At 36.7% G+C, this 25740-nt stretch carries 23 protein-coding genes and 1 pseudogene; 7 read left to right on the plus strand and 17 right to left on the minus strand.

All coding sequences use genetic code 11. The annotated features are described in order from the left end of the window. Positions 1 to 85 precede the first annotated feature (85 nt). The 3 genes from JUD45_RS02470 to JUD45_RS02480 all read right to left on the minus strand — a co-directional run bounded on the left by JUD45_RS02470 (position 86) and on the right by JUD45_RS02480 (position 1789). Positions 86 to 628, minus strand: coding sequence for a hypothetical protein (locus JUD45_RS02470; RefSeq protein WP_203619606.1), 543 nt, complete (start codon positions 626 to 628; stop codon positions 86 to 88). A 125-nt stretch (positions 629 to 753) separates the two neighbouring features. Further along, positions 754 to 1578 carry an SPFH domain-containing protein gene (locus JUD45_RS02475; protein ID WP_203619607.1) on the minus strand — a complete coding sequence of 275 codons (825 nt, stop codon included), beginning with the start codon at positions 1576 to 1578 and terminating at the stop codon, positions 754 to 756. Between the two features lie 10 nt (positions 1579 to 1588). Then, positions 1589 to 1789 carry a hypothetical protein gene (locus JUD45_RS02480; protein WP_054605295.1) on the minus strand — a complete coding sequence of 67 codons (201 nt, stop codon included), beginning with the start codon at positions 1787 to 1789 and terminating at the stop codon, positions 1589 to 1591. 190 nt (positions 1790 to 1979) lie between these two features. On the opposite strand from JUD45_RS02480, the gene JUD45_RS02485 reads away from it, so the two are divergent. Continuing rightward, on the plus strand, positions 1980 to 2591 hold the full coding sequence (locus JUD45_RS02485; protein ID WP_203619608.1) for a helix-turn-helix domain-containing protein: 612 nt from the start codon (positions 1980 to 1982) through the stop codon (positions 2589 to 2591). Between the two features lie 32 nt (positions 2592 to 2623). Here the strand turns inward: JUD45_RS02485 and JUD45_RS02490 are convergent, their stop codons facing one another. The 9 genes from JUD45_RS02490 to JUD45_RS02530 all read right to left on the minus strand — a co-directional run bounded on the left by JUD45_RS02490 (position 2624) and on the right by JUD45_RS02530 (position 16001). Then, positions 2624 to 3976 carry an APC family permease gene (locus tag JUD45_RS02490; RefSeq protein WP_203619609.1) on the minus strand — a complete coding sequence of 451 codons (1353 nt, stop codon included), beginning with the start codon at positions 3974 to 3976 and terminating at the stop codon, positions 2624 to 2626. Positions 3977 to 4319: 343 nt separating this feature from the next. Further along, the gene (locus tag JUD45_RS02495; RefSeq protein ID WP_203619610.1) at positions 4320 to 5360 is read right to left on the minus strand and encodes a zinc-dependent alcohol dehydrogenase family protein; all 1041 of its coding nucleotides are present in this window, start codon (positions 5358 to 5360) and stop codon (positions 4320 to 4322) included. 617 nt (positions 5361 to 5977) lie between these two features. Further along, on the minus strand, positions 5978 to 10702 hold the full coding sequence (locus tag JUD45_RS02500; protein WP_203619611.1) for an LPXTG cell wall anchor domain-containing protein: 4725 nt from the start codon (positions 10700 to 10702) through the stop codon (positions 5978 to 5980). A 580-nt stretch (positions 10703 to 11282) separates the two neighbouring features. After that, the gene (locus tag JUD45_RS02505; protein WP_203619612.1) at positions 11283 to 12368 is read right to left on the minus strand and encodes an LPXTG cell wall anchor domain-containing protein; all 1086 of its coding nucleotides are present in this window, start codon (positions 12366 to 12368) and stop codon (positions 11283 to 11285) included. A gap of 155 nt (positions 12369 to 12523) precedes the next feature. Continuing rightward, complete coding sequence (locus JUD45_RS02510; RefSeq protein WP_203619613.1) at positions 12524 to 13720, minus strand: LPXTG cell wall anchor domain-containing protein; 1197 nt, start codon at positions 13718 to 13720, stop codon at positions 12524 to 12526. Between the two features lie 146 nt (positions 13721 to 13866). After that, positions 13867 to 14154 carry a hypothetical protein gene (locus JUD45_RS02515; RefSeq protein ID WP_034530871.1) on the minus strand — a complete coding sequence of 96 codons (288 nt, stop codon included), beginning with the start codon at positions 14152 to 14154 and terminating at the stop codon, positions 13867 to 13869. 89 nt (positions 14155 to 14243) lie between these two features. Then, on the minus strand, positions 14244 to 15098 hold the full coding sequence (locus tag JUD45_RS02520; protein ID WP_203619614.1) for a DUF4097 family beta strand repeat-containing protein: 855 nt from the start codon (positions 15096 to 15098) through the stop codon (positions 14244 to 14246). Further along, the gene (locus JUD45_RS02525) at positions 15085 to 15693 is read right to left on the minus strand and encodes an HAAS signaling domain-containing protein (RefSeq protein ID WP_203619615.1); all 609 of its coding nucleotides are present in this window, start codon (positions 15691 to 15693) and stop codon (positions 15085 to 15087) included. The genes JUD45_RS02520 and JUD45_RS02525 overlap by 14 nt, the downstream gene beginning before the upstream one ends. A gap of 2 nt (positions 15694 to 15695) precedes the next feature. Further along, positions 15696 to 16001, minus strand: coding sequence for a PadR family transcriptional regulator (locus tag JUD45_RS02530; RefSeq protein ID WP_187155624.1), 306 nt, complete (start codon positions 15999 to 16001; stop codon positions 15696 to 15698). Positions 16002 to 16184: 183 nt separating this feature from the next. Here JUD45_RS02530 and JUD45_RS02535 point away from each other — a divergent pair, with 183 nt between their 5' ends. Further along, positions 16185 to 17561 carry an AbiH family protein gene (locus JUD45_RS02535; RefSeq protein WP_203619616.1) on the plus strand — a complete coding sequence of 459 codons (1377 nt, stop codon included), beginning with the start codon at positions 16185 to 16187 and terminating at the stop codon, positions 17559 to 17561. A 42-nt stretch (positions 17562 to 17603) separates the two neighbouring features. On the opposite strand, the gene JUD45_RS02540 is transcribed toward JUD45_RS02535, so the two are convergent. Further along, a complete protein-coding gene (locus JUD45_RS02540) occupies positions 17604 to 19010 on the minus strand; it encodes a sucrose-6-phosphate hydrolase (RefSeq protein WP_203619617.1) in 1407 nt (468 codons plus the stop codon). 262 nt (positions 19011 to 19272) lie between these two features. On the opposite strand from JUD45_RS02540, the pseudogene scrK reads away from it, so the two are divergent. The 3 genes and pseudogenes from scrK (at position 19273) to JUD45_RS02555 (ending at position 22450) form a co-directional block, all read left to right on the plus strand. Beyond that, positions 19273 to 20170, plus strand: a pseudogene (gene scrK, locus JUD45_RS02545) (fructokinase ScrK). Positions 20171 to 20188: 18 nt separating this feature from the next. Beyond that, a complete protein-coding gene (locus tag JUD45_RS02550; RefSeq protein ID WP_203619618.1) occupies positions 20189 to 21544 on the plus strand; it encodes a glucose-6-phosphate isomerase in 1356 nt (451 codons plus the stop codon). 15 nt (positions 21545 to 21559) lie between these two features. Then, a complete protein-coding gene (locus JUD45_RS02555) occupies positions 21560 to 22450 on the plus strand; it encodes an ROK family protein (protein WP_203619619.1) in 891 nt (296 codons plus the stop codon). A 38-nt stretch (positions 22451 to 22488) separates the two neighbouring features. Here JUD45_RS02555 and JUD45_RS02560 read toward each other — a convergent pair whose 3' ends face one another. After that, the gene (locus JUD45_RS02560; protein WP_187155620.1) at positions 22489 to 22680 is read right to left on the minus strand and encodes a CsbD family protein; all 192 of its coding nucleotides are present in this window, start codon (positions 22678 to 22680) and stop codon (positions 22489 to 22491) included. A gap of 170 nt (positions 22681 to 22850) precedes the next feature. Between JUD45_RS02560 and JUD45_RS02565 the strand changes: the two genes are divergently transcribed. Both JUD45_RS02565 and JUD45_RS02570 read left to right on the plus strand, forming a co-directional pair. After that, on the plus strand, positions 22851 to 23414 hold the full coding sequence (locus tag JUD45_RS02565; RefSeq protein WP_138726671.1) for an NAD(P)H-dependent oxidoreductase: 564 nt from the start codon (positions 22851 to 22853) through the stop codon (positions 23412 to 23414). A gap of 18 nt (positions 23415 to 23432) precedes the next feature. Then, positions 23433 to 23603, plus strand: a complete 171-nt coding sequence (locus tag JUD45_RS02570; protein WP_190238355.1) for a hypothetical protein — start codon at positions 23433 to 23435, stop codon at positions 23601 to 23603. A gap of 27 nt (positions 23604 to 23630) precedes the next feature. Here JUD45_RS02570 and aroD read toward each other — a convergent pair whose 3' ends face one another. Genes aroD through JUD45_RS02585 form a run of 3 tightly spaced genes read right to left on the minus strand, consistent with a single transcriptional unit; the run spans position 23631 to position 25734 of the window. After that, positions 23631 to 24350: a type I 3-dehydroquinate dehydratase gene (gene aroD / locus JUD45_RS02575; RefSeq protein WP_203619620.1), complete on the minus strand. Its 720-nt coding sequence runs from the start codon at positions 24348 to 24350 to the stop codon at positions 23631 to 23633. Next, positions 24347 to 25234, minus strand: a complete 888-nt coding sequence (locus tag JUD45_RS02580; RefSeq protein WP_203619621.1) for a shikimate dehydrogenase — start codon at positions 25232 to 25234, stop codon at positions 24347 to 24349. The genes aroD and JUD45_RS02580 overlap by 4 nt, the downstream gene beginning before the upstream one ends. 5 nt (positions 25235 to 25239) lie before the next feature. Continuing rightward, positions 25240 to 25734: a shikimate kinase gene (locus JUD45_RS02585; RefSeq protein ID WP_203619622.1), complete on the minus strand. Its 495-nt coding sequence runs from the start codon at positions 25732 to 25734 to the stop codon at positions 25240 to 25242. Between the last annotated feature and the right edge of the window lie 6 nt (positions 25735 to 25740).

Genomic DNA, 25740 nt, shown 5'->3' on the forward strand with positions numbered 1-25740 from the left:
TGTCACCGGTTGAATACCGGATCAATTCCTCCCAGAAAATAGCATAACCATCTTCCAATTTTAGGGGTTCAGGTCAAGGTCTTTTTTATTTAAAGTTCAATTTCTTTATTGATACCTTCAAACAGTCCACCGCTAATACAAAAGTATTGTCCGTAGCTATTTTAATACTGATACCGTCGTTGCTGGTTTTAACGCACCAATCCACGATGACATGCATTCCCCATGTGCATACTGGTATATATTTACGTGAACTGTCATCTAATTCCATTAGATTATACATATTAAATTTTTGATCAAAATAAGAGACATTATCCAATATCAAATCCATAAGGATATCGTCATGTTCACCCTGTTCGTTTTCCTCACTCCACCAATCCACTCTTTTCAATCGGATTCTCATTTGTACTAGAGAATCAAAGTCTTCATCATCGTCATCATCAAATCCCTTATACTCGTGGGTTAAAGTATCCACTTCATAAATAGTCCAATCGTATAAAGCCTCAATTCTTTCGTTATCTAAAATATCATCTGCCTGTTCCTTGCTAAATGCGGCTTCGACGTCTTTTTCAAACTCTCTTCTGCCTTCTTCATCTAGATTATAAAAATCATGATCTCTGTTAATAATCATTCAATAACTTCCCCTGTTTCTTATATGTATAATCACCATTATACACTTTTTGAAATTAAAATAATAATTTGGAGAATTAAAAAAAGGAACCGACTTTCGCCGATTCCTTTTTATTATTATTTAGTTTATTTCTTTTCATTGTTTTGCTTTAGTAGTTTTGCAAAAGTAGTCATTTGACCGTATGAGTCTGCACCATCATTTGGGACAACCACCATGTTGGTATCTGAATTGGCTAGATTACTAAATGCTTCGATGCTTTGAGCATTGAAGTACTTGTCATCTGCACCTTGCAAAGCCTCTTGAATCTTGTCGATTCTGTACTTTTCAGCATCGGCCTTAGTCTTGGTAGCTTGAGCGTTTGCTTCAGCAGTCGCAACTAATGCTTCGTTTTGCGCCTTAGTACGTAGTTCAACTGACTTGGCATCCCCTTCAGCACGTGAAATTTCAGCTTGGCGTTCACGGTCAGCAGTAAGTTGAGTGTTCATAGCTTCTTGAATGGCCTTACTTGGAGTTAATTCATCGATGTTAATACGATCAACGTTAATTCCATAGATATCGGTTAAATCACCGATTGCATCGGCTAGTTCTTTATTGATTTCCTTAGTAGAACCCAATACTTCGTTTAAATCCATACGACCGATGATATCTCTTAAATGACCACGAACTAATTGGACCATGGACATTACTGAATCGGTATTTTCGTATTGGTACTTAACGGGTTCAGTCACGTGGTAGTTCAAACTGACACTACCTAATACTTCAGCATTATCCTTAGTAATCAATGAATACTTTGGTAATAACTTAGGTTGCATTGCAAGACTAACGGTTCTAACGCGTTGAATTAATGGAATGTAGAAGTGCAAACCAGAACTTAAAGTGTGGCTGTACTTTCCTAATGTTTCAACTAATCCTTCGTTATTTTGACGAATGACTTTAACTCCAAATGGCATAACAAATACCTCACTTAATTTTTTGTAAATGAAGAGTATTACCTGTGTTATTCACAACCGAATATTTTGCCTGGTCATCATAGGTAGAATTATCGGATAACTCATAGCGATACCAAATACCACCAACTTGAACCAATGATTTGTCAGTCGAGAAATCGTCACTTGTAACGACCCTACCTAAAAACATTCGATGTTCTAAATTATCAGTCATGAAAAACACCTCCCCCATTTATTCACGTCCCATTATCCCATTGTTGTATTTAATAGTCGATATATTTTGTATAAAAATATTTTTCTTTTAAAACATTGCTATATCAACATGTCCAAGAAACTTGGCTACCAAAAATAGCATTTTTTATATAAAATAAAGTCATTATTTTAGAGAAAAGAGACGATACATAATGCAATTTGGTGAACGCATCCAACAACAACGCAAAATCAAAAATATGACACAAGAAGATGTCGCTAAACACTTACACGTTTCACGTAAAACCATCTCAAGTTGGGAAAACGAAAACAGCTATCCAGATATCAAGAGTCTGGTGAAAATTAGTGATCTCTATCAAATTTCACTAGACACTCTTTTAAATGAGGATTCGGGATTAAAGGAATATCTACAAAAAGACAAGGTCAAAGATAACTTTGTAGAATTAAAATACGCAATTAACGCATTGCTTTTCTTAGCGTTATTACTGGTTGCAGTCCTTAAAAACTATGCATCACTGTTCTTTCTTTTGGGTGCTTTCCTTCTTCGTTTTGCTTGTGATCATTTTATGAAGGAATCAAAACTATTGAACATTGACTATGATTTGCCATTACGTAACTGGAATCGAAGCCTACCGGTGAAGATATTTTTTATCTCCTGTTTTGTATTCGTATTCGGTTTTGCGGGATGGGCAATTTATGCCGACTTTAATAATCTAAACACTACCTTACCTACAATTGCGATGGGAATATCCCTACAAGTTATAAATTTAATCTTGTATATCATCAATAAATTCCATATCAGATAAAAAAAGACGCCACATAAGTGGCGTCTTTTTGATTAATCTTCTTTTCTTCTCTTTTTAATTGCGTATACAACCAATCCGATGATAATCCATAGAATTACTGCGTATGGATATAGGTTTCCAGGGAAATCTGGGATTGGGTATAGGTTAGTCCACATTGGGTAAACTAGCACTAAAATTCCAAGAACAGGAATCAAGATATGTTTGATAAATGAACGTTTGATAGTATCTCTGTGTTTGTGGAAGTAAAGAATCGTTCCAACACAGGCTAGACCATAGACGGTCAGCATACTCAATACACCAAGTGTAGATGAATTGTCATAGATTACTTCAGGGCCATAAGGAACACCGAAAATTAGGTAGGCGACTGCCATGATAACAGTTAGCAACCAGATTGAACGGGTTGGACTGTTTAGCTTTTCGTTAAACTTACCGAAGTATCTTGGTAGGTACTTCTTAACACCCATTGCATAGATCATGTATGCACCGGCATTCATGATGCCAAGAACTGAACCAAAACTACTGATTAGGATGGCAAAGTCCATGATAAGTGCCATTGGGCGACCCATGTACATTAATGAAAGGTCATTCAATGGTGATGAAGAGTGCGCAAAGTCTGAGACGTGGTTAATACCAAATCCGACAACTTGCATGTAACTTGCGATAACAAAGAAAATTCCAGCAAAAATAATAGTAACAATAATGGATAATGGCACTGAACGTTTTGGATTCTTTGTTCTAACAGCTACAGTTGTAACACCTTCGAAACCACAGAATGATAGGATTGCGAATACCATTCCTTGACCAATTCCAGACACACTACTGTGAGTTGGGACAAATGGTTGGGCACTAATTCCATCACGACCACCTTTAGCAAAGATGATAATAGTCAATACGACTAGGATAGCAATCGCTAAAAATTCAATCGCAATCGCTGACTTACTGGTAAGTTTCAAACCAAATGTAAGAACTAATGCAGCTCCTAATAAAATCACGAAAGCGATGATTGTGTTATTAAAGTTAAAACCTAACTGAGCGAAAAATACGTGGGCAAAGTTAGTGTTGGCACCCATACATGAAACCGCTAAGTTAACGTATGCAAAGGTTAAAGTCCAACCACTAACTAGTCCTAGTCGTTCACCTAAAGCTTGTTGGTTATAGGCATAAACTGAACCAACGTCTGAGATATGTTTTGATAATTCTGCGAAACAGATTCCCACAAAAAGCAATCCAATCGCACCAAGTAAGAACGCTAATGGTACATTAATGCCAGCAAACGGAACTGCTGGAACGGCGTTAAACGCGATTGAACCGGTTGGAGCAACAGCGGCAACGGCTAACGCGAACGTCTCAAATTTAGTAATCTTTTTTGACTCATCTAAATCCATTATATATTTCACTTCCTAAGTATTATGATGTGATGTATATTCTCTCCTCCAAACAAAAAAGCCGCTGATCCCATCACTATAGGTCAGCAGCTCTTCTCAGATTAATCGTATGTATCACGACGCGATTAAATAACCAGAGGAGAAGCCGCCGGTTTACAACAATCGCACATGTACATGTTCATAAAGTTATTCATATATGTCTCCTCCTCCGATTTATTTTCTAACGATTATATCGTATACTAAACGTTTAATTCTGATAAGTCAATTAAAAACACCTAATAACATTTTAATCATCTTTATAAAAGTATAAAAAAAGACCGACATCAGTCGATCTTCTTCAGTATTAATCGTTAACAACAGTAGCCTTGATAGTGTTTCTTTCAGCCATGTCTTTGTATGCTTGGTTAATGTCTTCTAGTTTGTATTTACCAGTGAAGACCTTCCCTGGGTGAATGGCACCAGTTAATACGGCATCCAATAGTTCTTGTCTGTCGTAAGTAGTAACTGAGGCGATACCACCAGCAAGTGCGATGTTCTTACCAAATGGAGTTACAACATCTAAGTTACCTGAATGTGGCAAACCAACACGACCAACTTTAGCCCCTGGACGAGCAACGTCTAGAGCAGTTTGAGTTGATAATTCAGTACCAACACATTCTAAAACGGCATCGGCACCATTACCATGAGTTAGTTCCATAACCTTCTTCACAGCTTCGTCACCACGTTCAGCAATGATGTCAGTAGCACCGAATTCTTTGGCTAGTTTTTGTCTGTCTTCGTGTCTACTCATTGCGATAATTTGTTTTGCACCACGTAGTTTAGCAGAAATTACACCACATAGACCAACAGCACCATCACCGATAACTACGGCAGTGTCACCCTTTTGTACATCGGCAGTACGAGCTGCATGGTATCCAGTAGCCATAACATCTGATAAAGCTAGTAATGAGTCTAGCATTTCATCACTGTAGTCTTCTGGTTTGCCAGGAACCTTAACTAATGACCATTCTCCGTGTTGAGCTCTTAGGTATTCAGCTTGAGCACTTTGAGTAAAGTTATCTGAATGGTTTAGACAACTGCCATCATAACCTGCTAAACAAGCGGCACAATGACCACAACCATGTGTAAATGGAACGATTACGAAATCACCAGGTTGTAAAGTAGTGATGTCCTTACCAACAGTTTCAACAACACCCAATGCTTCATGACCGTTGTTGTAAGCTGTCTTCTTGTATTCGTCTAATCCACGGTATGACCATAAGTCTGACCCACAGACACAGGTACGAACTACCTTTAGGATAACGTCATCATCTTTTTCAATCTTTGGCATGTCGACGTCTTGAACTTCGACTTTACCAGGTTCAATAAATACTGCACTTTTCATAATTGAAGCCTCCCATATTTTTGATAAGTACAATTATTCCATATAAAGTGCACTTTAAGTCAAATGATAAGACTCGTATTTTTCGATGTAAAACATTTGCATTATACGAACAAATGTTCTATTATAATTACAACATACATTTATCCATGAATTCATTCAAAAAAGACATCTTACAACGCTGCGTAAGATGTCTTTTTTATTCCCCTTCGAATCTAAGTCTAACCTGATTAACGACTAATATTGATTCTAAAACATTTAAGAATCCTTGTCCGTAGATGATGATTGTGTATCGGTGTAAATTAATCGTTAATATTACGGTTAGAAGTACGACGATTAACGGGATTATTAGCCCTGCTAATACGAAGTGTTTTCCAGATCTAACGTAGCAGTGTGTGCAACATAGACCTAGAAAAAAAATAAAAAATAGTGTTTCTAACATTAAGTACTTCTCTCCTCTTGAAGTACACTTTACACCCGTTATTCTAAAATGTCTTTAATAAATTTTCTCATAATTCAAATTTTTTGAAAAATGGGCATTTTATTGGCATTAAAAATGTTACAAACCGCCATTTTATATACAAAAAAAGAAGGCTCGTTAAAGTCTTCTTTTTTTAATGTTATTTGTTCTTTCTTCTTAATCCAAAGATTGCCAAGATGAATCCTAGCATCATTGAGATTAGACCGAAACCGAATAAATTACGTTGGTTAGTTTCATCACCAGTTTGAGGTAACTTGCCTGCTTCTTTCTTGTCAGCAACTTGGCCACGGTGACCGTTTACTTCCTTAGCTGAAGCGTTCTTACCAGTTTCTTCATTTGATTTCTTAGTAGTCTTCTTAGTTGCAGATTTCTTTTCAACAACCTTGATATCACCAAGTGACTTAGTTAAATCAATTGTTGATGGAAGTTTTGATTCGTCTGCTACCTTGTAACCCTTAGAAGCCAAGTACTTAACAAATTCTGCCTTAGTCATTGTCTTCTTTGAGCTTTCTACCTTAATAGTCTTGTTAGATCCAGAAACCTTAACATCTTGTGAGTATGTGGTGCTTGATTGTTCCTTGTTTGAAACGATTTCGATATCGCTAAGTGGCTTAGTTAAATCGATTGTGTCTGGTAGTTTTGATTCGTCTGATACCTTGTAACCCTTGGCAGCCAAGTACTTAACAAATTCGTCTTTTGTCATAGTCTTGTTTGAACTTTCTACCTTAACAGTGTCGTTTGAACCAGCAACCTTAACATCTTGTGAGTAAGTTGTGCTTGATTGACCCTTGTTAGCATCGTTATCGTTTGAATTACTATTTGCATTATTATCAGTGCCATTGTTGGAGCTGTTGTTTTCTGAAACATTTTCGGCCTTTGAGATAATTAATCCCTTGAAGTTGTCAGGGTTGGACAAGTCAAGTGTATCTGCTAGTACATCAGGATTCATTAACTTGTAACCATCAGCTTCAATCTTGTTGATTAAATCTTGCTTAGTAATAGTCTTGTTGTTACCACTAATTTCAATAGAATGTCCTGTACCGACTACACCAAGGCTCATCTTGTAAGTTGTGAATCCTTCGATTAATGAAGCAACTTTCTTCATGTCATCTGAGTTAGTTAAGTTCAATACGTCGTTTAACTTACCAGTGTCAGAAACATTTAGTCCTTGGTTCTTTAATTGATTGATTAAATCTTGTTTAGTGATAAGTGGTGTGTCGTGTTGGATTTTCGCAGACTTAGTACCATCACTACTGTTTAGTGTAGTAGTGTATCCTGATGCATTAGGTGTAGCATCGTAAATCTTACTGTCAGTTAGGTCTACTGAAGCTGGTAGTGAATCCATATTTGAAACTGTGTAACCTTGTTCTGCGACAGCATTGACAAAATCAGACTTGTCTAGTGATGCCTTTGGTGAACCGATATTAACAGTTATTTCTTTAGTACTACCATCACTTTGTTTAACGTTTAATTTTACAGAATGTGCAAGTGCATTTGGTACAACGACCGGTTTAATGTTATTTGCAGCAACACCAACTGTATCATTTAATGCTGATGGATTAGAAATAGTGTATCCATTATCTAACATAGCCTTTACGTATTCAGATGATGAAAGTGTAGGATCCGCTGATGGGATGTAAACTGTCTTTTCAGTAAATGTACCGTCACCATTAGGAATCTTAACAGTTTGTGGATAATTAGTAACTGGTTGCGCATTTGGTTTTACATTAATTGAACCAGCAGTGTTTAAGTTAAGTGGGTAAGTAGTGCTATCGTTATCAGGTAAAGTATAACCTAGCGCTGATAATTCCTTAGATAAATCATCCTTACTGATTGTTGATGAATTACTGTTAATATTAACTTTAGCGCTTTGACCATTTGGAAGTACCACAGTTAATGGGTAACTTGTTGGTGCTTGTGATGGTTGTTCTACCTTGTATGAGTTGTTAGCATTTTTAAGATCAACAGTTGCTGGCATGTCTTCATCATTTTGAACGTTGTATCCTAAATCATTTAATGCCTTAACATAGTCGGCCTTACTCATTGTTGAAGTAGCACTTGTAATGGAAACAGTTGTTGGTTTGTAGCTACCATCTGCTTGTTTTACATTTACAGTTTGTTGGTATGCAGTCGCTTTGTTAGCGTCAGTTGAAGTAGTTACTGTGTATCCTGGCTTTGGTTTAGTTAAATCAACTGAGTTTGTACCAATAGTATTTTCAGCATCACCTGATAATTTCACACCTTGTGCTTCTAATTGTTTCTTGTAATCGTCAGCTCTAATTTGTGGTGTTTGACTGTTAATGTGAACGGTTACGTCGTTACCCTTGTCATCCTTTAGAGTTTGAGTGTAACTAGTTTGTGCATTAGGGTTAGCAATTACTAATGGAGTAGTACTTGCACTCAAGTCGACTGGATCTGATAACTTGTTCTTTTGGTCATCAGTTAGTGTGTATCCCTTGTCTGCTAATGCATTGATGTAAGCAGATTTAGACATAGTTGATGTCTTGCTGTTGATGCTTACTGATACATCATGAGTTTGACCATTACCATCAGTGTAAGTTAATGATTGTGGGTAACTCTTTGTTGTAGTATCTGCATTTGAAGTAACAGCAATTGGGGTATTTGATGTCAAGTCAATGTTTTGACCAGGTTGGTAGTTTGATAGTTTGTATCCTTGTTCAGCCAATTGTTTAGCTAAATCATCTGAACTAATTGTTGGATAAGCACTATTGATATTTACAATTGCAGAATTGGTATTACCGTTTTCGTCAGTGTAATTAATTGTCTTTTGGTATACGTTTTCTGGAGCAGTGTTTGAGTTAACTTTCAATCCAGTATTTGCATTGGTTAGGTCAACGGAACTACCTAAGTTTTTCACTTCATCGTTTGTCAATTTGTATCCTTGAGCAGCTAAAGCACCTTGGAATTCATCCGGAGTCATTCTTGAACTAGTGCTATTAATAGTTAATGAGACTGGGTTACCATTAGCGTCAGTGAAGTTCAATTGGTAACCTTTACCAGTCTTGTTAGCGTTAGATGGTGTAGCTACTGTACTATCAACATAGATAGTTGCCACACGAGCACTACCATCACTATTGGATTGGATAGCTGGGTTAACAACATATTTTTCGTTAAAGTTGTCGTATGATTGTGAATTAAATTGACTAGAAAATGTTGAAACTTCAGGAGCATAGTTTTGACTCTTTAATTCATTAACCTTGTCTGCGATTGAGAAATTATCGTAATCTGTTACGCCGTTTTCTTCTAATGAAGAAACAACATTACCGTTACTACGATCAACAAAATTAATTGTTAATTTATGTGTTGGAGCTGTCACATTAATTTGCACTGAAGATAAGTTGGTTGGCACTTGTTGAGATGAAACATATTGATTATTTGCATCTGGAGATAGATTCATTCCACGTACAGTGTTCAACACGTCTGAAATTGATACTGATTGATTATTTGCAGTGTATGGTAAGTTAGTTGAATAAACAACGTTTCCCTTTTGATCAACAAATGAAATAGGTAATGACTTTTTAATTAACTTGATGTTATATCCAACGCCATTTGTAAAATCAACGACTGCAGCAATATCCCCATCATTTACAAGTTGGTATCCTTGTTTAGCAAGTGCTGCCTTAAATTGGTCACCAGTCATTGTTGATGAAGGACTAATCAATTGTAATGTTTTACCAGTGTCATTATTGTTATCATCAAAAATTCTTAAAGTTTTTTGATAGTTAACGTTAATAGTAAATGTTTCTGGTGCTGGTTTTGTTGCTCTAAATTCTTGGCTTTGAACAATTGGGTTAGAAGCATCAAGCACTAAATAACTAGGAACTGAATTTAAAATACTGCTAATGTTGTATGGAGCATCTGTATTAGCTTGCACTGTTTGAGAAGAAGCAACAGTGTTATTTGCGTCGACAAACTGAATTGTTTTTGCTGTCTTAATATGATAGTCAGGGAATTCAGCGTAGTAGCTTCCATCACTAGCAGTTGTAATTGCCGGATTGTTTGCAATACTTTCTTTGTCTACCTTCCAGTTTTGAATCATGAAATCATAAATACTCAAATTAGAACCAGGGAAATTAACATTTTTCAAATCTAAAATATTACTATCAGAAGGAACATTGACATCAAATGTAACGTTATCATTATCTCTATCACTTGCATTGTATACAAATACGTGGACTAACTTAGTAGCGTTTACAGTTGATGCACTGTTTTGGGTAGTTGAACCACTGTTGTTACTTGATGATCCGTTGTTTGAATCTGATGAACCATTTTGGGTAGTTGAACCGCTGTTGTTGTTTGATGAGCTGTTGTTTGAATCTGATGAACCATTTTGGGTAGTTGAACCGCTGTTGTTGCTTGATGAGCCGTTGTTTGAATCTGATGAACCACTTTGAGTAGTTGAACCACTGTTGTTGCTTGATGCATTATTAGATTCTGACTTGTAAGTAACACTAATAACATAATCAGCATCTGCACTACTATCAGTGTTTTTGCTAACAGTAGATGGATCTAAATAATCAGGAACGTTACTAACATCATAAGCAATTAGTTTTGATTTTAATCCAGTTAAATTGTATTTACCCTTATTAGCTCCAGATGTCACAAGATTAACAGGATATCCCCTGGTAGATGCATATCTTCCATCAGATATGGCTTTAGCATTAACTTTTACAGTAGTTGGAAGAACATCTTTAGCATTTGCCTTGATGAATCCATGACCGTCATTACCATTTTGCGCAGCTTCTGCACCTGTGATTAATACACCGGTAATGGCTGCAGCGTAAATCCATTTTTTAGAAATCTTTGATTTATTTGAAATTTTACCATTAAAAGATTGTTTCATATTCTCCACTTCCTCTTTCCCTCAAAATCAAAATTTAAACTATCTGTCTTAATACGAATTAGATTATAAGACTAAAATAATTTAATTTGTACCCGATTTGATTGGTTTTAAACCATTCTTAATTAACTTAATATTTATCTAAGAATTTTAATGTTTTTATAAGAAAATTAAGAAAAAATTTAGAATTATGAGAAAATTTGTTTCGATGAGTGATTTAGGCTAGTATAGCAACGTTTTAGAGGGATTAATGAGGATGATTGTCAAAAGCTACCACAAGGGAAAAACATTGATATGTCAGTATTTGTATCGCGTAATATCTTTTACGGAAATCGATCATAATTTCTACAAAAATGTTTAAATTGTTTTAAAGAAATCACTAAAAAATCGCCTGCTTTTACTAACGAAAAATAAGTTTGTAATTAAAAAAATTGGATACGATGTCTAGTTGATTATAGAAATTTAATATAAAATTTGAATCTTTTTTGAATGATTTATCCAAAACACAAAGTTTAAAAAAAACGCCAAACCTACATCAGTAGATTTGGCGTCTTATTTTTTAAATAAAATTAAAGTAGATAATTTACTTGTTCTTTCTTCTTAGACCAAAGTAAGCAAGACCTAGTCCAAGTGCGATAGTCGCAACACCTAAAGCAATTGCTCTAGTTTGATTGGTGTTATCACCGGTTTGTGGCAACTTTGCACGAACATCTTTATTTTTAGTAGCTGGTGCTTGTTTGGCAACAGTCTTCTTTGCTTCACCCTTGTTTACAGGATCAACAGGTTTACTTACAGCTTCAGTCACAGATGGAGATGGAGTTGTTGTTTTAGCTGGACTTTGTGTAGTAGTTGTAGTTGCGTCTGTTTTGGTAGTTTGACTTACCGGGCTAGTTTGTTCAGCTGGTTTGGATGATTCTGCTGTTGTGGTAGTGGTTGTAGTTTCTGTTTTAGCATCAGTTGAAGTAGCTGGTTGTGATGTTTCAGATGCTGATTTGCTATCGGATACTGTAGCGGTTTGAGTTGGTTGAGTATTAGTTGATTGTTGACTTTGGTTATTTGGGTTAACAGCATTGGTAGAATGCGCTGTTACAGGAATATTAACAGTTGATTGATTGTTTTGAATTAAACTTGATGAATTAATATCATAGTTATGGTCTGCAGCCCATTGGATTAAGTCGCTAACATCAGTAGTTGTATAGTCAGTTACTTCTGATACTGTTTCAGTTCTAACAATATTATTGTTTTGATCAACTAAGTTAATTGTAATTGAATGAGATGGTAGAGTTAGCTGGAATGTATAATTTCCCGCTTTACTATCATCGATAGGATCTAGAATATTATTATGATCAACACTAATTCCTGAGAATTCTTGTTGCAATTGTTGAACCAAGCTTTGTTTGGAAATTATTGTATTATCTTGAACTCCATAGTTATAAATAGCAGGTAAAATATTTTCTCCGCTAATTGTTTGAATTCCTTTTCCAAATTGGTCAACAAATGAAATTGTTACTTTATTGCTTTCCGCTGTGACAGAATCCGCGTTTGCAGTGTATGTAGATGCAAATTGACTTGCTTGTGCTCCAGTCAACAATACCCCTGTAATTGCTGAAACATAAACAAACTTCTTAGTCTTATTGAATGATTTTGAATCTTTCTTATCGAACTTCATAATTCAACGTCTCTCTTCTATATAAATTTTCGGTTAAAATAAAATTAAGTTTATTTTATTATTATATATCGTTTTTTAATTTTTATGTACATTTTGTATTGTTTTAGACAAAAAAGGAAGGCCCCACGGCCTTCCTTTTTTCAAATATAGATAGATTATCTATTCTTTCTTCTTAATCCAAAGAATCCAAGAACGGCGCCAACAAGCATTGCGATAACACCAACGCCAACAATTGCTTGTTGGTTAGTCTTATCACCAGTTTGTGGCAACTTGTTAGATTCTGCCTTAGCAGGTTCACCAGCGTTGTTACCAGCCTTTGCTTCTTCTGGGTTTACAGGATCATAAATAACAGATGTCTTTTCATTGTTATTGTTAGCTTCTGACTTCTTTTCAGCCATTGATGATGCTACAGATGAGGCAACTGAGGATTCGGCTGATGAAGTGTTTGTAGCTTCTGAGCTTTGGTTTTCAGCTTGTGATGAGTTAGTTGCTTCACTTGAAGCTTCGCTGCTTTGACTAGCCTTTGATGATTGAGCTGAGCTTTGTGTTGAACTTTCAGCACTTGATGCATTTGAGCTTTCAGCGCTTGATGCTTGGCTTGTTTGACTTGAACTAGCAGCACTTGATGATTCAGCTGATGAGCTTTCCTTTGAAGTTGAACTGCTTTCGTTAGTTTCAGTTCCGGTTGAAGCAGCAGCTGATGAGGTTGTAGTTGAGGCACTTTGTTTACCTTCATTGTCGTATGATGCTGAAGCTTGACCATGAATAGTAGTGCCACTAGCACTTGATACATTAGCCTTTGATACTTCAACGTTGTATTGTACTTCATAGTTGAATGGATCTGAGTAACTGTAGCTGTAGTCATTTGAGAAAGGTGCAACTAAGTCTTTGATGTCAGTGGTACCAAAGTCAGTTACAGTGTAGCCCTTAGTAGCAAGAACAGCATGAGTATCCTTATCAATGACGTTAACTGTCAAAGTGTGAGTTGGTTGATTCAAGGTGTAATTGTATTCTGGCTTGCTCAAATCAATGGTGTCAGGAATATCTTTGTCGTTCTTGATTTGGTCAGTGAAGTCATATGTCTTATTGTTGTAGTGCAAAGTGTATGAAAGACGTGACTTTTGGAAATTATTGCTATCACTTGAAGCGGTAATACCACCAAGTGAGTTCTTGTTTTGATCTTGGAAATTAATCGTTGAATTGTATTTGTATTGATGTTGAGACGTATTGTTTGTCGCATCCGCCTTAACTAAATAATTACTGGATGAATTAGCATATTGGGCTCCAGCAAATAATACCCCAGTCATGGCTGCGGCATATACCCATTTCTTAGTATTATTGAATTTAGTCATAATACACAGCTTCTTTCCTATTTCTTTTTTCAATTCCATTTTAGGAGCTTTTTGAACAAAATGTATATTATCGGCGGGATTTTTACTATTTCTTAAAAAAAGTTACAAAAAAATAAAGACCGACTCAATCGAGTCGGTCTAATTATTTAAATATTCCACTTACCGTCTACCTTTTTGAACTTAGGTGCACGGTGTTTTTTAATATCTTCTTCAGCTTCACTTACAGCTTGTTCACGAATGTCTTCTGAGTATTCGGAAATCATATCAATGAAGTCGTCGTCGGTGATATTTTGATCATTTTGGCTGTTGTATTCTTCCTTACTATTCTTTAATAGCACTTGGCCAATTTCTTCGACGTCAGCGTCACTTAAGTCTGAGTAGACAGCTACCCATAAATTATACATGTAATTAAAAACGATTTTATCGTTAAACACGTTATTGTCCCTCCTGATATGATTTACATTATTATACTTATAATTTTACTATATTTGCTAATAAATTTATATGCTATATCGTAAAATGATTATTCTAACACCGTAATTGTTCCTGTATTGGACTTAAATCGATATTGTTTGTCAGTATTAACGGCCTTAACCGCAGTCTTCACAGTTGGCTTAGGACCAGATGTCTTCACGTCTAGTTGTGCATCTTCTGACTTCTTTAATTGTGCGAAGATGTTACCAGTGTCGGTAGTAACTGCCAGATGACTTTCAATTGTTGGTCTGTCGATGTTGACATCCCCTGTAGTTGTCTTCACTGCTAATGATTTAAAGCTACTGTTGTGTAAATCAACATAATTATCGCCGGAATCAATCTGACTGGCATTCCCATTAAATGTACTATCACTAATCGAAACACGGTCTTCAATGCCGCGTACTCTGACAGCTTTAGCATTGGTGTCCTTGATTTTAACGTTTCCCCATCCGGTAATATCTAGTGCTGACTTATTACTGTAGTGTTTTAACTTAAGACTAAAACGATTATCTAAACCATCAATCTTGGTCAATTGATGTGTTGGAACGGTCACGGTCACAAATGATAGTCGTGATAACTCACCCATTTGGAAGTTGGTTGAAAAACTACTTTCGTTATTGTCTTGGCGTAGTTCCAAGGTTCCATTTTGCACTTTATATGCCAATGGATGATCCTTAGAATCAGTTGAAGTGATAGTAAATTTACTACCAGATTTAATTGTTAGATTGATGTTTCCGTATGCACTGATTTTATCGTAAGCCTTTACTGTCTTGGTATATGTCTTATCCATGTTACGACTAAAGAAAATATCAGTGATACTTTGGTCGGCCTTCGCATATCCGATTGAGAAGATGACTCCTCCAGCAACGATTAGACCTAATCCAATTAGACTAAATTTCTTCATTGTTGAGTCTCCCTTCTGCATGACCATATCTTAGGCACTTCTTGTATGTCCAAATGGTAACGTGTTGAATCCAGTTGGCCAATCTTCTTACTAGCCATTTTGATAATGGATATAGTTCCAGGGATATACCAAGTGACATTAGGGCTACCCCTAAGACCATAATGCTTTCGAACAAATGACCGGTGATATTGGTCACACCCCACACGGTTGTACATAGGAAAACAACGAAGCTCAATATCAATACTAATACCACTGCAAGTACCATTAAGCTAGCTGCTAATATAGCACCAAAAATCACTAGAATTAAACAGATAACGACAGGTACTAGTAGTGGACTGGCAAACAATGCCAAGATAACGATTGATGGTAGTTCCCAGAATTTTTGTGGTGTAGAACTATCAGAATTGTTAATTGAAATGTCAGCACGAATTTGAAGTGCCAAACGATTAGGTGATCCCAATTCTTTAACACATTCATCGTATGTATTTAAATTCCCGTCAGTTAGGTAGTCGGTGTAATAGCTAATAGCGTCCATCGCGTCTTGTTCGCTAAGTTTCTTCAAGTGTTGAGTCAGTTCCTCGATATACTTATTCAAGTTTATCCCCCCATTAAATCATCGATGCCGTTCTTAAACGTCATCCATTCTTCTTTCACTTCTGTTAGTTGTGTCTTTCCTGCTTCTGTAATTCGATAGTATCGACGGTTTCTGCCTTCAAAAGATTCGTCGTAAGTATCGACTAATCCTTCTGTTTTTAAACGGCGCATGACCGGATACATGGTCGAATTAGAAACATTAATGGATTCCTGAACCCGCTTAGTTAGTTCATATCCATACATCTCTTCTCGTTCCAATAGACCCAAGACACAACCATCTAATAGCTTTGTTGCTACTTTAATGGCCATTTGAACATCTCCAGTTATATTTCAAATTATATTATACGATATATAATATTATACATAGACAAAAAAGGCAACCATAAATTTTCACCATATTTTCTATCTTTTCTAATTAGACATACATAGCATTGTTAACTTCATCCCCTAAAATAATATAAACATAAATAATTACTACATAAGGAGGTCTTTATGACTGATACAAGCACCAGTGAAAATAAAAGCTTAATCATTTTAGGAAATGGAGCTGACGTTCACTCTGGATTACATACTAGATTTAAACAATTTATGACTAAGGATGATAAGATTCAAGCAATACAATCAGCACTATCATCATTTAGGTCCATAAGGCTTAAACTAATAGAACTATTTGGTGAAGATTCCGAGCCAATTGCAGACGAAAGAATAGCTCAAAATATCTTGCATTTTCCAATCTATATGGCAATGCACAAAACTATTAACCTTTCAGAATATGTTGAAGAAACCCACCAAAAGTCCATAAACACAAATATGCTTAATTTAAATAAAGCAAGTATGCCATTTTTTAATATCAATGCTTTTCAATATAACTTCCTTCATAATTCTAACGACAAATTCGAAGAATTAGATCAAAAGATGGATTCTTTAAAAGGTTTAACGTTTTGGGAAATATTGTTAGTCGTAAGAGAATGTTCAGACAAATCATGGTATGACGTTGAAAAGTGTATGGAATCATTCTTTTTACTAAGCGGCACTAATCCTCACCCTGGATACACAGCTCCCGAATGCATTGATTTTGATATTCAAAACCTCAAGGAATCAAACATTGAATTACGTATTGATTCCACCGAATATGAATTCATAATTTATACCCTTATCCGCCTGTTCAACGTTGATCCAAGAACAGCGGATAATTTCCACTGTAACGAATTATTAATGAATCAACTATATAAATTTGAAAACAAATTCTCAAATTATGTCTATGATGATGTTCACGCCCCTGATAATAAAGATTATTACCAAAACATTGGTTCACTTATCTATAGTTTAATTTCCAATTCTAATAGCAAAAACAAGCAAGTAAACATATTTAATTTCAACTACACTCCTACCAACAAATACTTAGGAGCAGTTAATAGATATCAAAACATCCATGGTAGAATCCAATATCGTCAAGAAAATAGTCAAAAAGCCAAAGATGATATCTATTTATTTACCAAAACCCGTCGTATCCTTAGCAGACCACCAAAAAAAAACAATAACAAATACCAAAATAACAAATACGAACAAAAAGTCTTAGAAGATAATATTAATGAAATCATCTTTTATGGTCACTCATTAGGAGAATCAGATTACTCTTACTTCCAATCCATATTCGATCACTACAACTTGTACAATTCTGATCTTTCCCTAACGTTTGGTTTTAGCGTTCATAATAATCACACACTAATCGAAAGTAGGGAAAAACAAAGTAATCGAGTTTCCAAATTGATTAACAAGTATGGTGAAACCTTAGATAATAAGGATCACGCTAAGAACTTATTACACAAACTATTAATTGAAAATAGATTAAACATCGTCGAAATCTAACATAAAAAAGACAACTAGAAATTAATCTAGTTGTCTTTTGTTTTACATATTACTGATTTTGTTTTGTTTAACACTCATATTATCGCTATTAACTCTGACTTCGTTACCATCATGGAAGAATTGACCCGTCATGGTAATCTTGCCGCCGAGGATGTAGATTTCAAATACGGTGTTGTCTAAATAGAAATCAATTGATGAAGCTTCTCCCTTAAATGTACGAATTGAGACATCTTCACCGGCGTTCTTACGTTTCAATGTCCATTCTTGGTCACTTTCATCGTATGACAAACGAAGATAACTATCTTCTGATTCCAAGTTCAAATTGAAGTGTTCGTCAAATGGCGCTGCTTCAATGTGTTTTTGTAAGTCAGTATCACTTGCTTCGTCTTCTTCAATTAGTTGTTTAAACTCTTGGACTGGACGTTGGGTCAAGTCACCGTTTTCAATGTGTAATTCTCTTACCATTGAAAGTTCACCTTCCCAGCCTTCTTGATCAGATAGGTATTCGGTGTCTGGTAAACCAATCCAACCGACTGATAGTAAGCGACCGTCTGGCGCATTCAATACTTGAGTTGCGTAGTAGTCAAAACCTTCATCAAGTTGTTTCATTTCTGAAGGATTAACCAGTTTCATCTCTTCGAAATCCAAGTCATCAGCTACGATGTATGCGTTTGGATGAACGTTGTCATAATGAAATTCGTGTTTGTCAGCACCCTGTGGGCAGAAGATTACAACGACTTTTCCATCGACGAAACCAACGTTTGGACATTCAGCCATGTAGCCTAAGTTGTCAGTGCCTAAATCTAACTTCTTATATAGTTCCCAACCATTTTCGATGTTTTTGGTGCGGTAGGTTAGAATTTCTCCGGCATTATCAACGGTTTGGGCACCTAAGAATGCATAGTAGTAATCGCCATGTTTAACAACCTGTGGGTCTCTAAAGTGACCAGTAACTCCTGCTGGTTCGCTTTCGATCAAAGGATGATCTAGTTTGGAGATATTATTATCGGCATCCATCCAAGCACCTAGTTGGTAAGGATGTCTGGCCATCTCTTCTCCCTCAAACGTGTTTCCGGTATACATCAAGAATAGCTTGTCGTCGACATTGATGGCACTACCGGAATAACAACCGTTACGATCAGAATATAAATCCGGCACCATTGGTTTGTCGATGAACTTCCAGTGCACTAGGTCATCTGAAACCATGTGTTGCCAACTCTTCAATCCATGCACGGCTCCGTATGGGAATGCTTGGTAGAACAAGTGCCATTGGTTATTAAAGTATGAAAAACCATTAGGGTCATTCAACAAACCGGTCTTAGTAGTGATGTGATAACCGGGACGCCAGTGTGATTTAGCAATCTTGTCCGCTAATTGTTTTAACACCTCAGGGTCCCAATCTTTATATAATCGACCTAATCGATCGATATTCCAGTACTTTGTATCCATTTTTCTAGCCTCACTTTTTTCGTATTTATTGTGTCTAATTGTAACAGCTCCAAGGGATAAATGAAACCGTTTACATTATCTTTATAAAATCTTTAAAAAGCCCGCCACTATAGTTATATATCCATGACAAACCATTTTTCAATTCTTAACCTTTTTTTAACTATTTTTTACTTGTATTTCAAAAAATCGGGTCCATAATAAAAATTGGGAGCGCATTCAAAAACTAGTACTCCCAAAGAAAAAGGTTAAAGGAGATTCAACTATGAAATTTGGTAGCATTGAAGCAGGCGGAACAAAATTTGTTTGCGCCGTAGGTAATGAAAACTATGAAATTCTTGACAGCGTGAGAATTCCTACCACCACTCCTGATGAAACATTAAGCAAATGTATTGAATACTTTAAAAAAATTCGACGACTTAACAGCCATGAGTATTGCGTCATTTGGTCCCATTGAAGTGCGCACTGACTCACCAAAATATGGTTATATAACAGACACACCAAAACCAAACTGGTCCAACACAAACTTCTTAGGAACAATGAAGGAACATTTCGACATTCCTATTTTCTGGACTACAGATGTTAATGGTTCTGCTTATGGTGAATACATTACATCAATTAGAAATCATAATCCATTACAAACACTGGTATACTATACTTTTGGTACTGGTGTTGGAGCCGGGATTATCAATGAAGGTTCATTCATTGGTTCTCTAGGTCACCCAGAAGCTGGTCACATTTATCTAAAACGCCATCCAGACGATTTAGACTTTAAGGGATTATGTCCATACCACCACAGCTGTCTAGAAGGTCTAGCAGCTGGTCCTACTTTTGATGTTCGTTGCGGTAAGAAAGGTAAAGATGTTCCTATGGATGATCCAGTCTGGGACATCATGGCTTACTACATCGCCCAAGCGGTAATGCAAGCTACCCTATTTATCCGTCCACAAAAAGTTATCTTAGGTGGTGGAGTAATCTCAGAACCAGTTATCAAGAAGGTTCGTGAACAATTCAAGGAAATGTTCAACGACTACGTTGAAGTCGGCGACCTAGACTACTACATCACTATGCCAGCATGTGAAGACAACGGTTCAGCTACAATCGGTAACTTCGCATTAGCATCAAGACAATACTACAAAGAAAACATCGTTAAAATTGATTAATCGATGGAGGAACATAAAATGAAACGAGTTGAATTAGACACTAAAGGTCTAAAATCCTTTGTGCAATCAAATGAATTAAAGGAAATCGCACCAATGGTTCAAACCGCCCGTGACTTACTAGTTCACGGAACTGGTATTGAAGCTAAAATGGGTGACTGGGTAAATCTACCAGAAGAATTCGATCCAGTTGAATTCGACCGTATCAAAGATGCAGCTAGAGACATTCAAGAAAACTCTGATGTCCTGGTCGTAATCGGTATCGGTGGTTCATACCTAGGTGCCAAGATGGCTTTAGATTTTCTACACGGAAGTTTCTTCAACCTTGAAGGTACTGACAAGCACCCTCAAATCTTCTTCGCAGGTAACACAATTAGCCCTGCATACACTGCCGACTTACTACGTGTAATCGGTGACCGTGACTTCTCAGTTAATGTTATTTCTAAATCAGGTACCACTACTGAACCAGCAATGGCATTTAGAATCTTCAAAGAAAAGTTAATTGAAAAATACGGTGAAGAAGAAGCTAACAAACGTATTTATGTAACTACTGACGCTAAGAAAGGTGCTTTACATGATGAAGCAATCGATCAAGGCTACACTAGTTTCGTTATTCCTGACGGTATCGGAGGAAGATACTCAGTACTAACTCCAGTTGGTCTACTTCCAATCGCCGCATCAGGTGCTAACATTGACGACTTAATGAACGGTGCACATGAAGCTCAAGTTGCATTAAAGGACGCTCCTTTATATGAAAACGACTCACTTCTATACGCTGCTTACAGAAACATCCTATATCGTAAGGGCTACACTAATGAAATCCTTGAAAGTTACGAACCACATCTTCGTTTCCTAGCCGAATGGTGGAAACAACTTGCGGGTGAAACTGAAGGAAAGAACTACAAGGGTATCTACCCTAGTTCAGCCATCTTCAGTACTGACCTACACTCATTAGGCCAATACATCCAAGAAGGTATGCGTAACTTAATGGAAACAGTTGTTGAAATCAAACAACCTGCTTCTAACCTAGGAATTCCTGCCAACGAAGAAAACTTAGATGGTCTAAAATACCTTGAAAACACTACAATGGACGAAGTTAACAAGACTGCTAGAGAAGCCGTTGTTATCGCCCACACTAACGGTGGTGTACCAAACATGTTGGTAACTGCTGAAGATAATAGTGAAGCTACTTTAGGTTACTTAATCTACTTCTTCGAATTTGCAATTGCAGTTTCTGGTTACTTAAATGGAATTAACCCATTCAACCAACCAGGTGTTGAAGACTACAAGCAAAACATGTTTGCCCTACTTGGTAAACCAGGATACGAAGAAAGACGTAAGGAAATTCAAGAACAAGATAACGAAAAATTTCACTAAAAAGAGGCGTTGAATATGTTATTAGGAAGTCTCTGTACCACTGATCACAACCAAATGGTTTGCGCCGTTGGTGACGGTAAGTGCAACATCTCAGACTGGATTGTAATTGATTTAACTGAACCTCAAGAAACTTTGAGAAAAGCTATTGACTACTTCAAAGGTTTTGACGATTTAGCAGCAATTGGTATCTCATCATTCGGTCCCTTGGAACTTCGTACTTACTCTTCTCAATACGGTTATATTAAAGAATCCTCCCGCCCTAACTGGCAAAATATTAACTTATTAGGCACATTTAAACATCACTTCAACATTCCGATCTCATTTACTACTGATGTTAATAGTCGTGCCTATGGAGAGTACATTAGCTCGATTCTAAAGGATGATCCTATCTTGAGTCTGGCATACATCACAATCAGTGATGGTGTTGGTGTCGGCATTGTAAACGATGGAAAGTTCGTTGGACACATGGGAAGCCCTGAAATTGGTCATATCATCCCCCAAAGAAACGTTAACGACCAAGACTTCAAAGGAACTTGTCCATATCAAGGTGACTGTCTAGAAGGACTTGTATCAACCAAGGCCATCGAAGCCAGAACTCACCAACGCCCACAAGAAATCTCAATGTATAACCCCCTATGGGATACTGTGGCGTTCTACATCGCACAATCCGTAATTCAAACCACTGTCTTCATCAGACCACAAAAAGTTATCTTAGGTGGTAGTATCTTAAACGAAATAGAATTAGGCAAGATTAAGGAACAATTCAAGAAGCTATTTGATGGCTACCTTGATGTTGGTGATATCGATCAATACATCACCCTTCCTAGTCAAGACGCTGACAAGTTATCAATCATTGGTAACCTTGCTTTAGCAAAGCAACAATTCTATTCAGAAGACATTAGATAAATAAAAAAGACGCCGCAATGGCGTCTTTTTTATTATGTTTACTTACCTTCGTTTTCACGTTGGCTACGACGTTCTTCTGACTTGCGACGAGCTTCATCGAAACTGTCCTTAGCCTTACCGAAGAAGTTTTGTGCCTTACCCTTTAATTCATCTAACTTGCTACCGGTTACCTTACCCTTTAATTCGGTTGCTTTACCTACAACCTTGTCCTTTGTATTTTCCAAATTCATAATATCACCTCAAGATATAGATTGGATAAATTACTTTATCTGCCACTATCATAGATCATTTTGACTGTAATGATGGTAAAGATTTTACTAAGATTATGTTACAAATTTGGAGTTGGTAAAGTTGTCCAATTAAAGATATAATATGAGCAAATACTTCGGAGGCAATCAAAATGAAAATTCTAGTTATCCAAGGTCACCCAGACGGAAAGTCCTTTTCACATGGCAATGCCATGAACTATGTAGAACAAGCAAAATCATTAGGTCATGAAGTTGAATTAGTCGACTTAAGTGAAGCCGATTTTGATCCTGTTTTGCGTTACGGATACAGACAACACATGGAAGATGAAACTTTTCCTAAACACGTCCAAGAATTAGTAAAGAATGCTGATCATATCGCTTTCTTCTTTCCAATTTGGTGGTCAGCTGAGCCTTCAGTATTGAAGGGATTATTCGACCGTGTCTTCACACCTAAATTTGCTTATATCTATCATCCAAATGGTAAACGTGAAAAACTACTAACTGGTAAAACCGCTAGTGTCTTCACAACCAGTCATGGACCAGCATTCTTCTACAAGATGTTTGGTAACGTGTTGTTCAGATGGAAATATCTACTGCTAGCATACTGTGGTATCAAGGCTACTCATTGCTTCGACTTAGGAAACATGGAAGACAAAGTCGATACTCCTGAACGTCGTCAACAATACATTGAAAAATGTGCAAACACACTTAAATAACTTCGGAGGTTTTCACCAATGAAAAACATGTACACAATCATGATGATTGTTCTATTATTAATCAATTTAGCGCTAATTAGTAACGATATCTTACCGCATACTCCTTCCGGTACTATCTTTCACTTAATCGTAATTATTGCTTTATTCACCACCGTTATTTTATGGATTAGAGATCGTCATAAAAAATAAAAAGGCTGCTCGTTTGAGCAGTCTTTTTTATTTTAAAAGATTAATTATTCTTCTTAAATCATCTACTTTGATTTGACCTGGTGCTGATGATTTATCAAGTGATCCAAAACTAACGACGGAACCAAAATGACTCGGCATAATGCGAGATATCATCCCTATTTCGCCCATCGCCATTGAAACAATCGGAATATTAAGCTGATTATTGTCAGCAAAGCTAGCATCAATCAAATCTAAAACGTCACTTTCATCATTAGGCATAATCGCTACTTTAGCAATATCCGCATTGTGGTCGTTCATTAATTTAAATTTTTCAATAATGCCTCGTTCATCTAAACGATTTTTTAAATCATGATGACTAGCAATCACGCAACGGTTATTTTGATGGACTTTAGTTATTAATTCGTCTACTTTTTTATCAATTTCAACGTCTAAGATATCAAAATCTAGGGTTTCAATGGAGCGATTCAACAAATCATGATAGTCTAATTCAATCGCATTTCCACCCTCTTCAACACTTCGTAACGTCAAAATTAACGGTATCTTTACCTGTCGAACAATTCGATTACATTCAATCAAATTTGCCAGACTAAAGTCCTTTAAGTAGTCAATGCGCCACTCAATTAAATCAATCTTATCGATTGCGTTATTAATTGAGGAAACCTCTTTAGATATTTCAGCAATATTCTCACCGGTAATTGGCACCGCAATTTTAGTGGGTTCATCTTTCCATTTCGATACATCCATCATTTTTTATCACTATCCTTGAATAGAATGTCATGAATGTAGTCGACCGGCATTTCTTTACCAGTCCAAAGTTTAAAGGCTGCTGCCCCTTGTTCTAGCATCATTCCTAATCCGTTTAGCACATGATTAACTCCGGCTTGTTTGGCGACCTTCATCAATTTGGTTTCACTTGGTGCGTAGACCGTATCGACGACAATCATGTCCTTATGAAACCAGCTTGGATCCGAAATTAAGGCCTCATCTTCTAATGGATGCATCCCAACCGCTGTTGAGTCACAGTAAATATCACACTTACCGATTTCTTCTTTGAACTTATCGGTATCTGCTAGGTCGAATAATTCTGCCGTCGCTTCGGTTTCATTATTGATGATTTCAACATTGTGTTCGGCTTGTTGCCACTGAGCGTCGCCTTTACGATTAAAGATTACGATATGACTTACCCCATCCAACGCTGCTTGAATGGCGATTGGGGTGCCGGCACCACCGGCTCCAGTTAACACCATTCTTTGACCAGTGATATCTAATCCCTCATCTTCAAGTGACTTCATAAAACCAATTCCATCGGTGGTGTATCCCTTTAACACACCGTCATTATTAACGATAGTGTTCACGGAATTAGTCAAACGAGCCGATTCATCCAGCTCATCTAAAAATGGAATCACCTTTTGTTTGTTGGGCATCGAGATGTTAGAGCCACGCATATCTAAAGTTCGTAGCGCCTTGATACCATCGCCAATTTGTTCACCATCAATATCAAACACTAGGTAGGCGTAATTCAAACCTAGTTTCGCAAAAGCATTGTTATGCATCTTAGGTGACATGCTATGTCTGATTGGGTATGCCATTAGTCCGATTAAAATGGTGTGTCCGTCTATTCTTTCTGTCATGTTAATTATCTCCTCAATATTTCTAGTATTTGATTGGCTACTTCTAGCGGTGTCTTATCATCAGTAAAAATAATATGATTAGATAATTCGTTATAAATAGCGTCACGTTGATGTTTTAAATCAATAATTCCATCGAGGCCAAGTTGATTCACCAGTGGTCTTCCTGTGTCTTGGTTCAAACGACTTTTGATGGTTTCGTCCTTTGCATCTAATAAAAATACGGGTAAATCCATATCTTTAATGACATCGACATTGTAGATTGGGGTGCCACCACCGGTCGCTAAAATTCCCTTTAGATTAACCGATTGCTTTAATACCTCAGTCTCAACTGCTCTAAATTCTTCCTCACTGTTGGATTTGAAAAAGTCGCTGATTGATTGACCGAGATGTTGGACAATCATGCTATCCAAATCCATGAATTTAACGTTTAACTTTTCTGCTAGTAACTGAGTGACAGTCGTCTTCCCGCTGCCCATGAATCCTATAATAATCGCATCCATCCTCTA

It is taken from the genome of Apilactobacillus nanyangensis (assembly GCF_016861915.1).
Lineage (GTDB): Bacteria > Bacillota > Bacilli > Lactobacillales > Lactobacillaceae > Apilactobacillus > Apilactobacillus nanyangensis.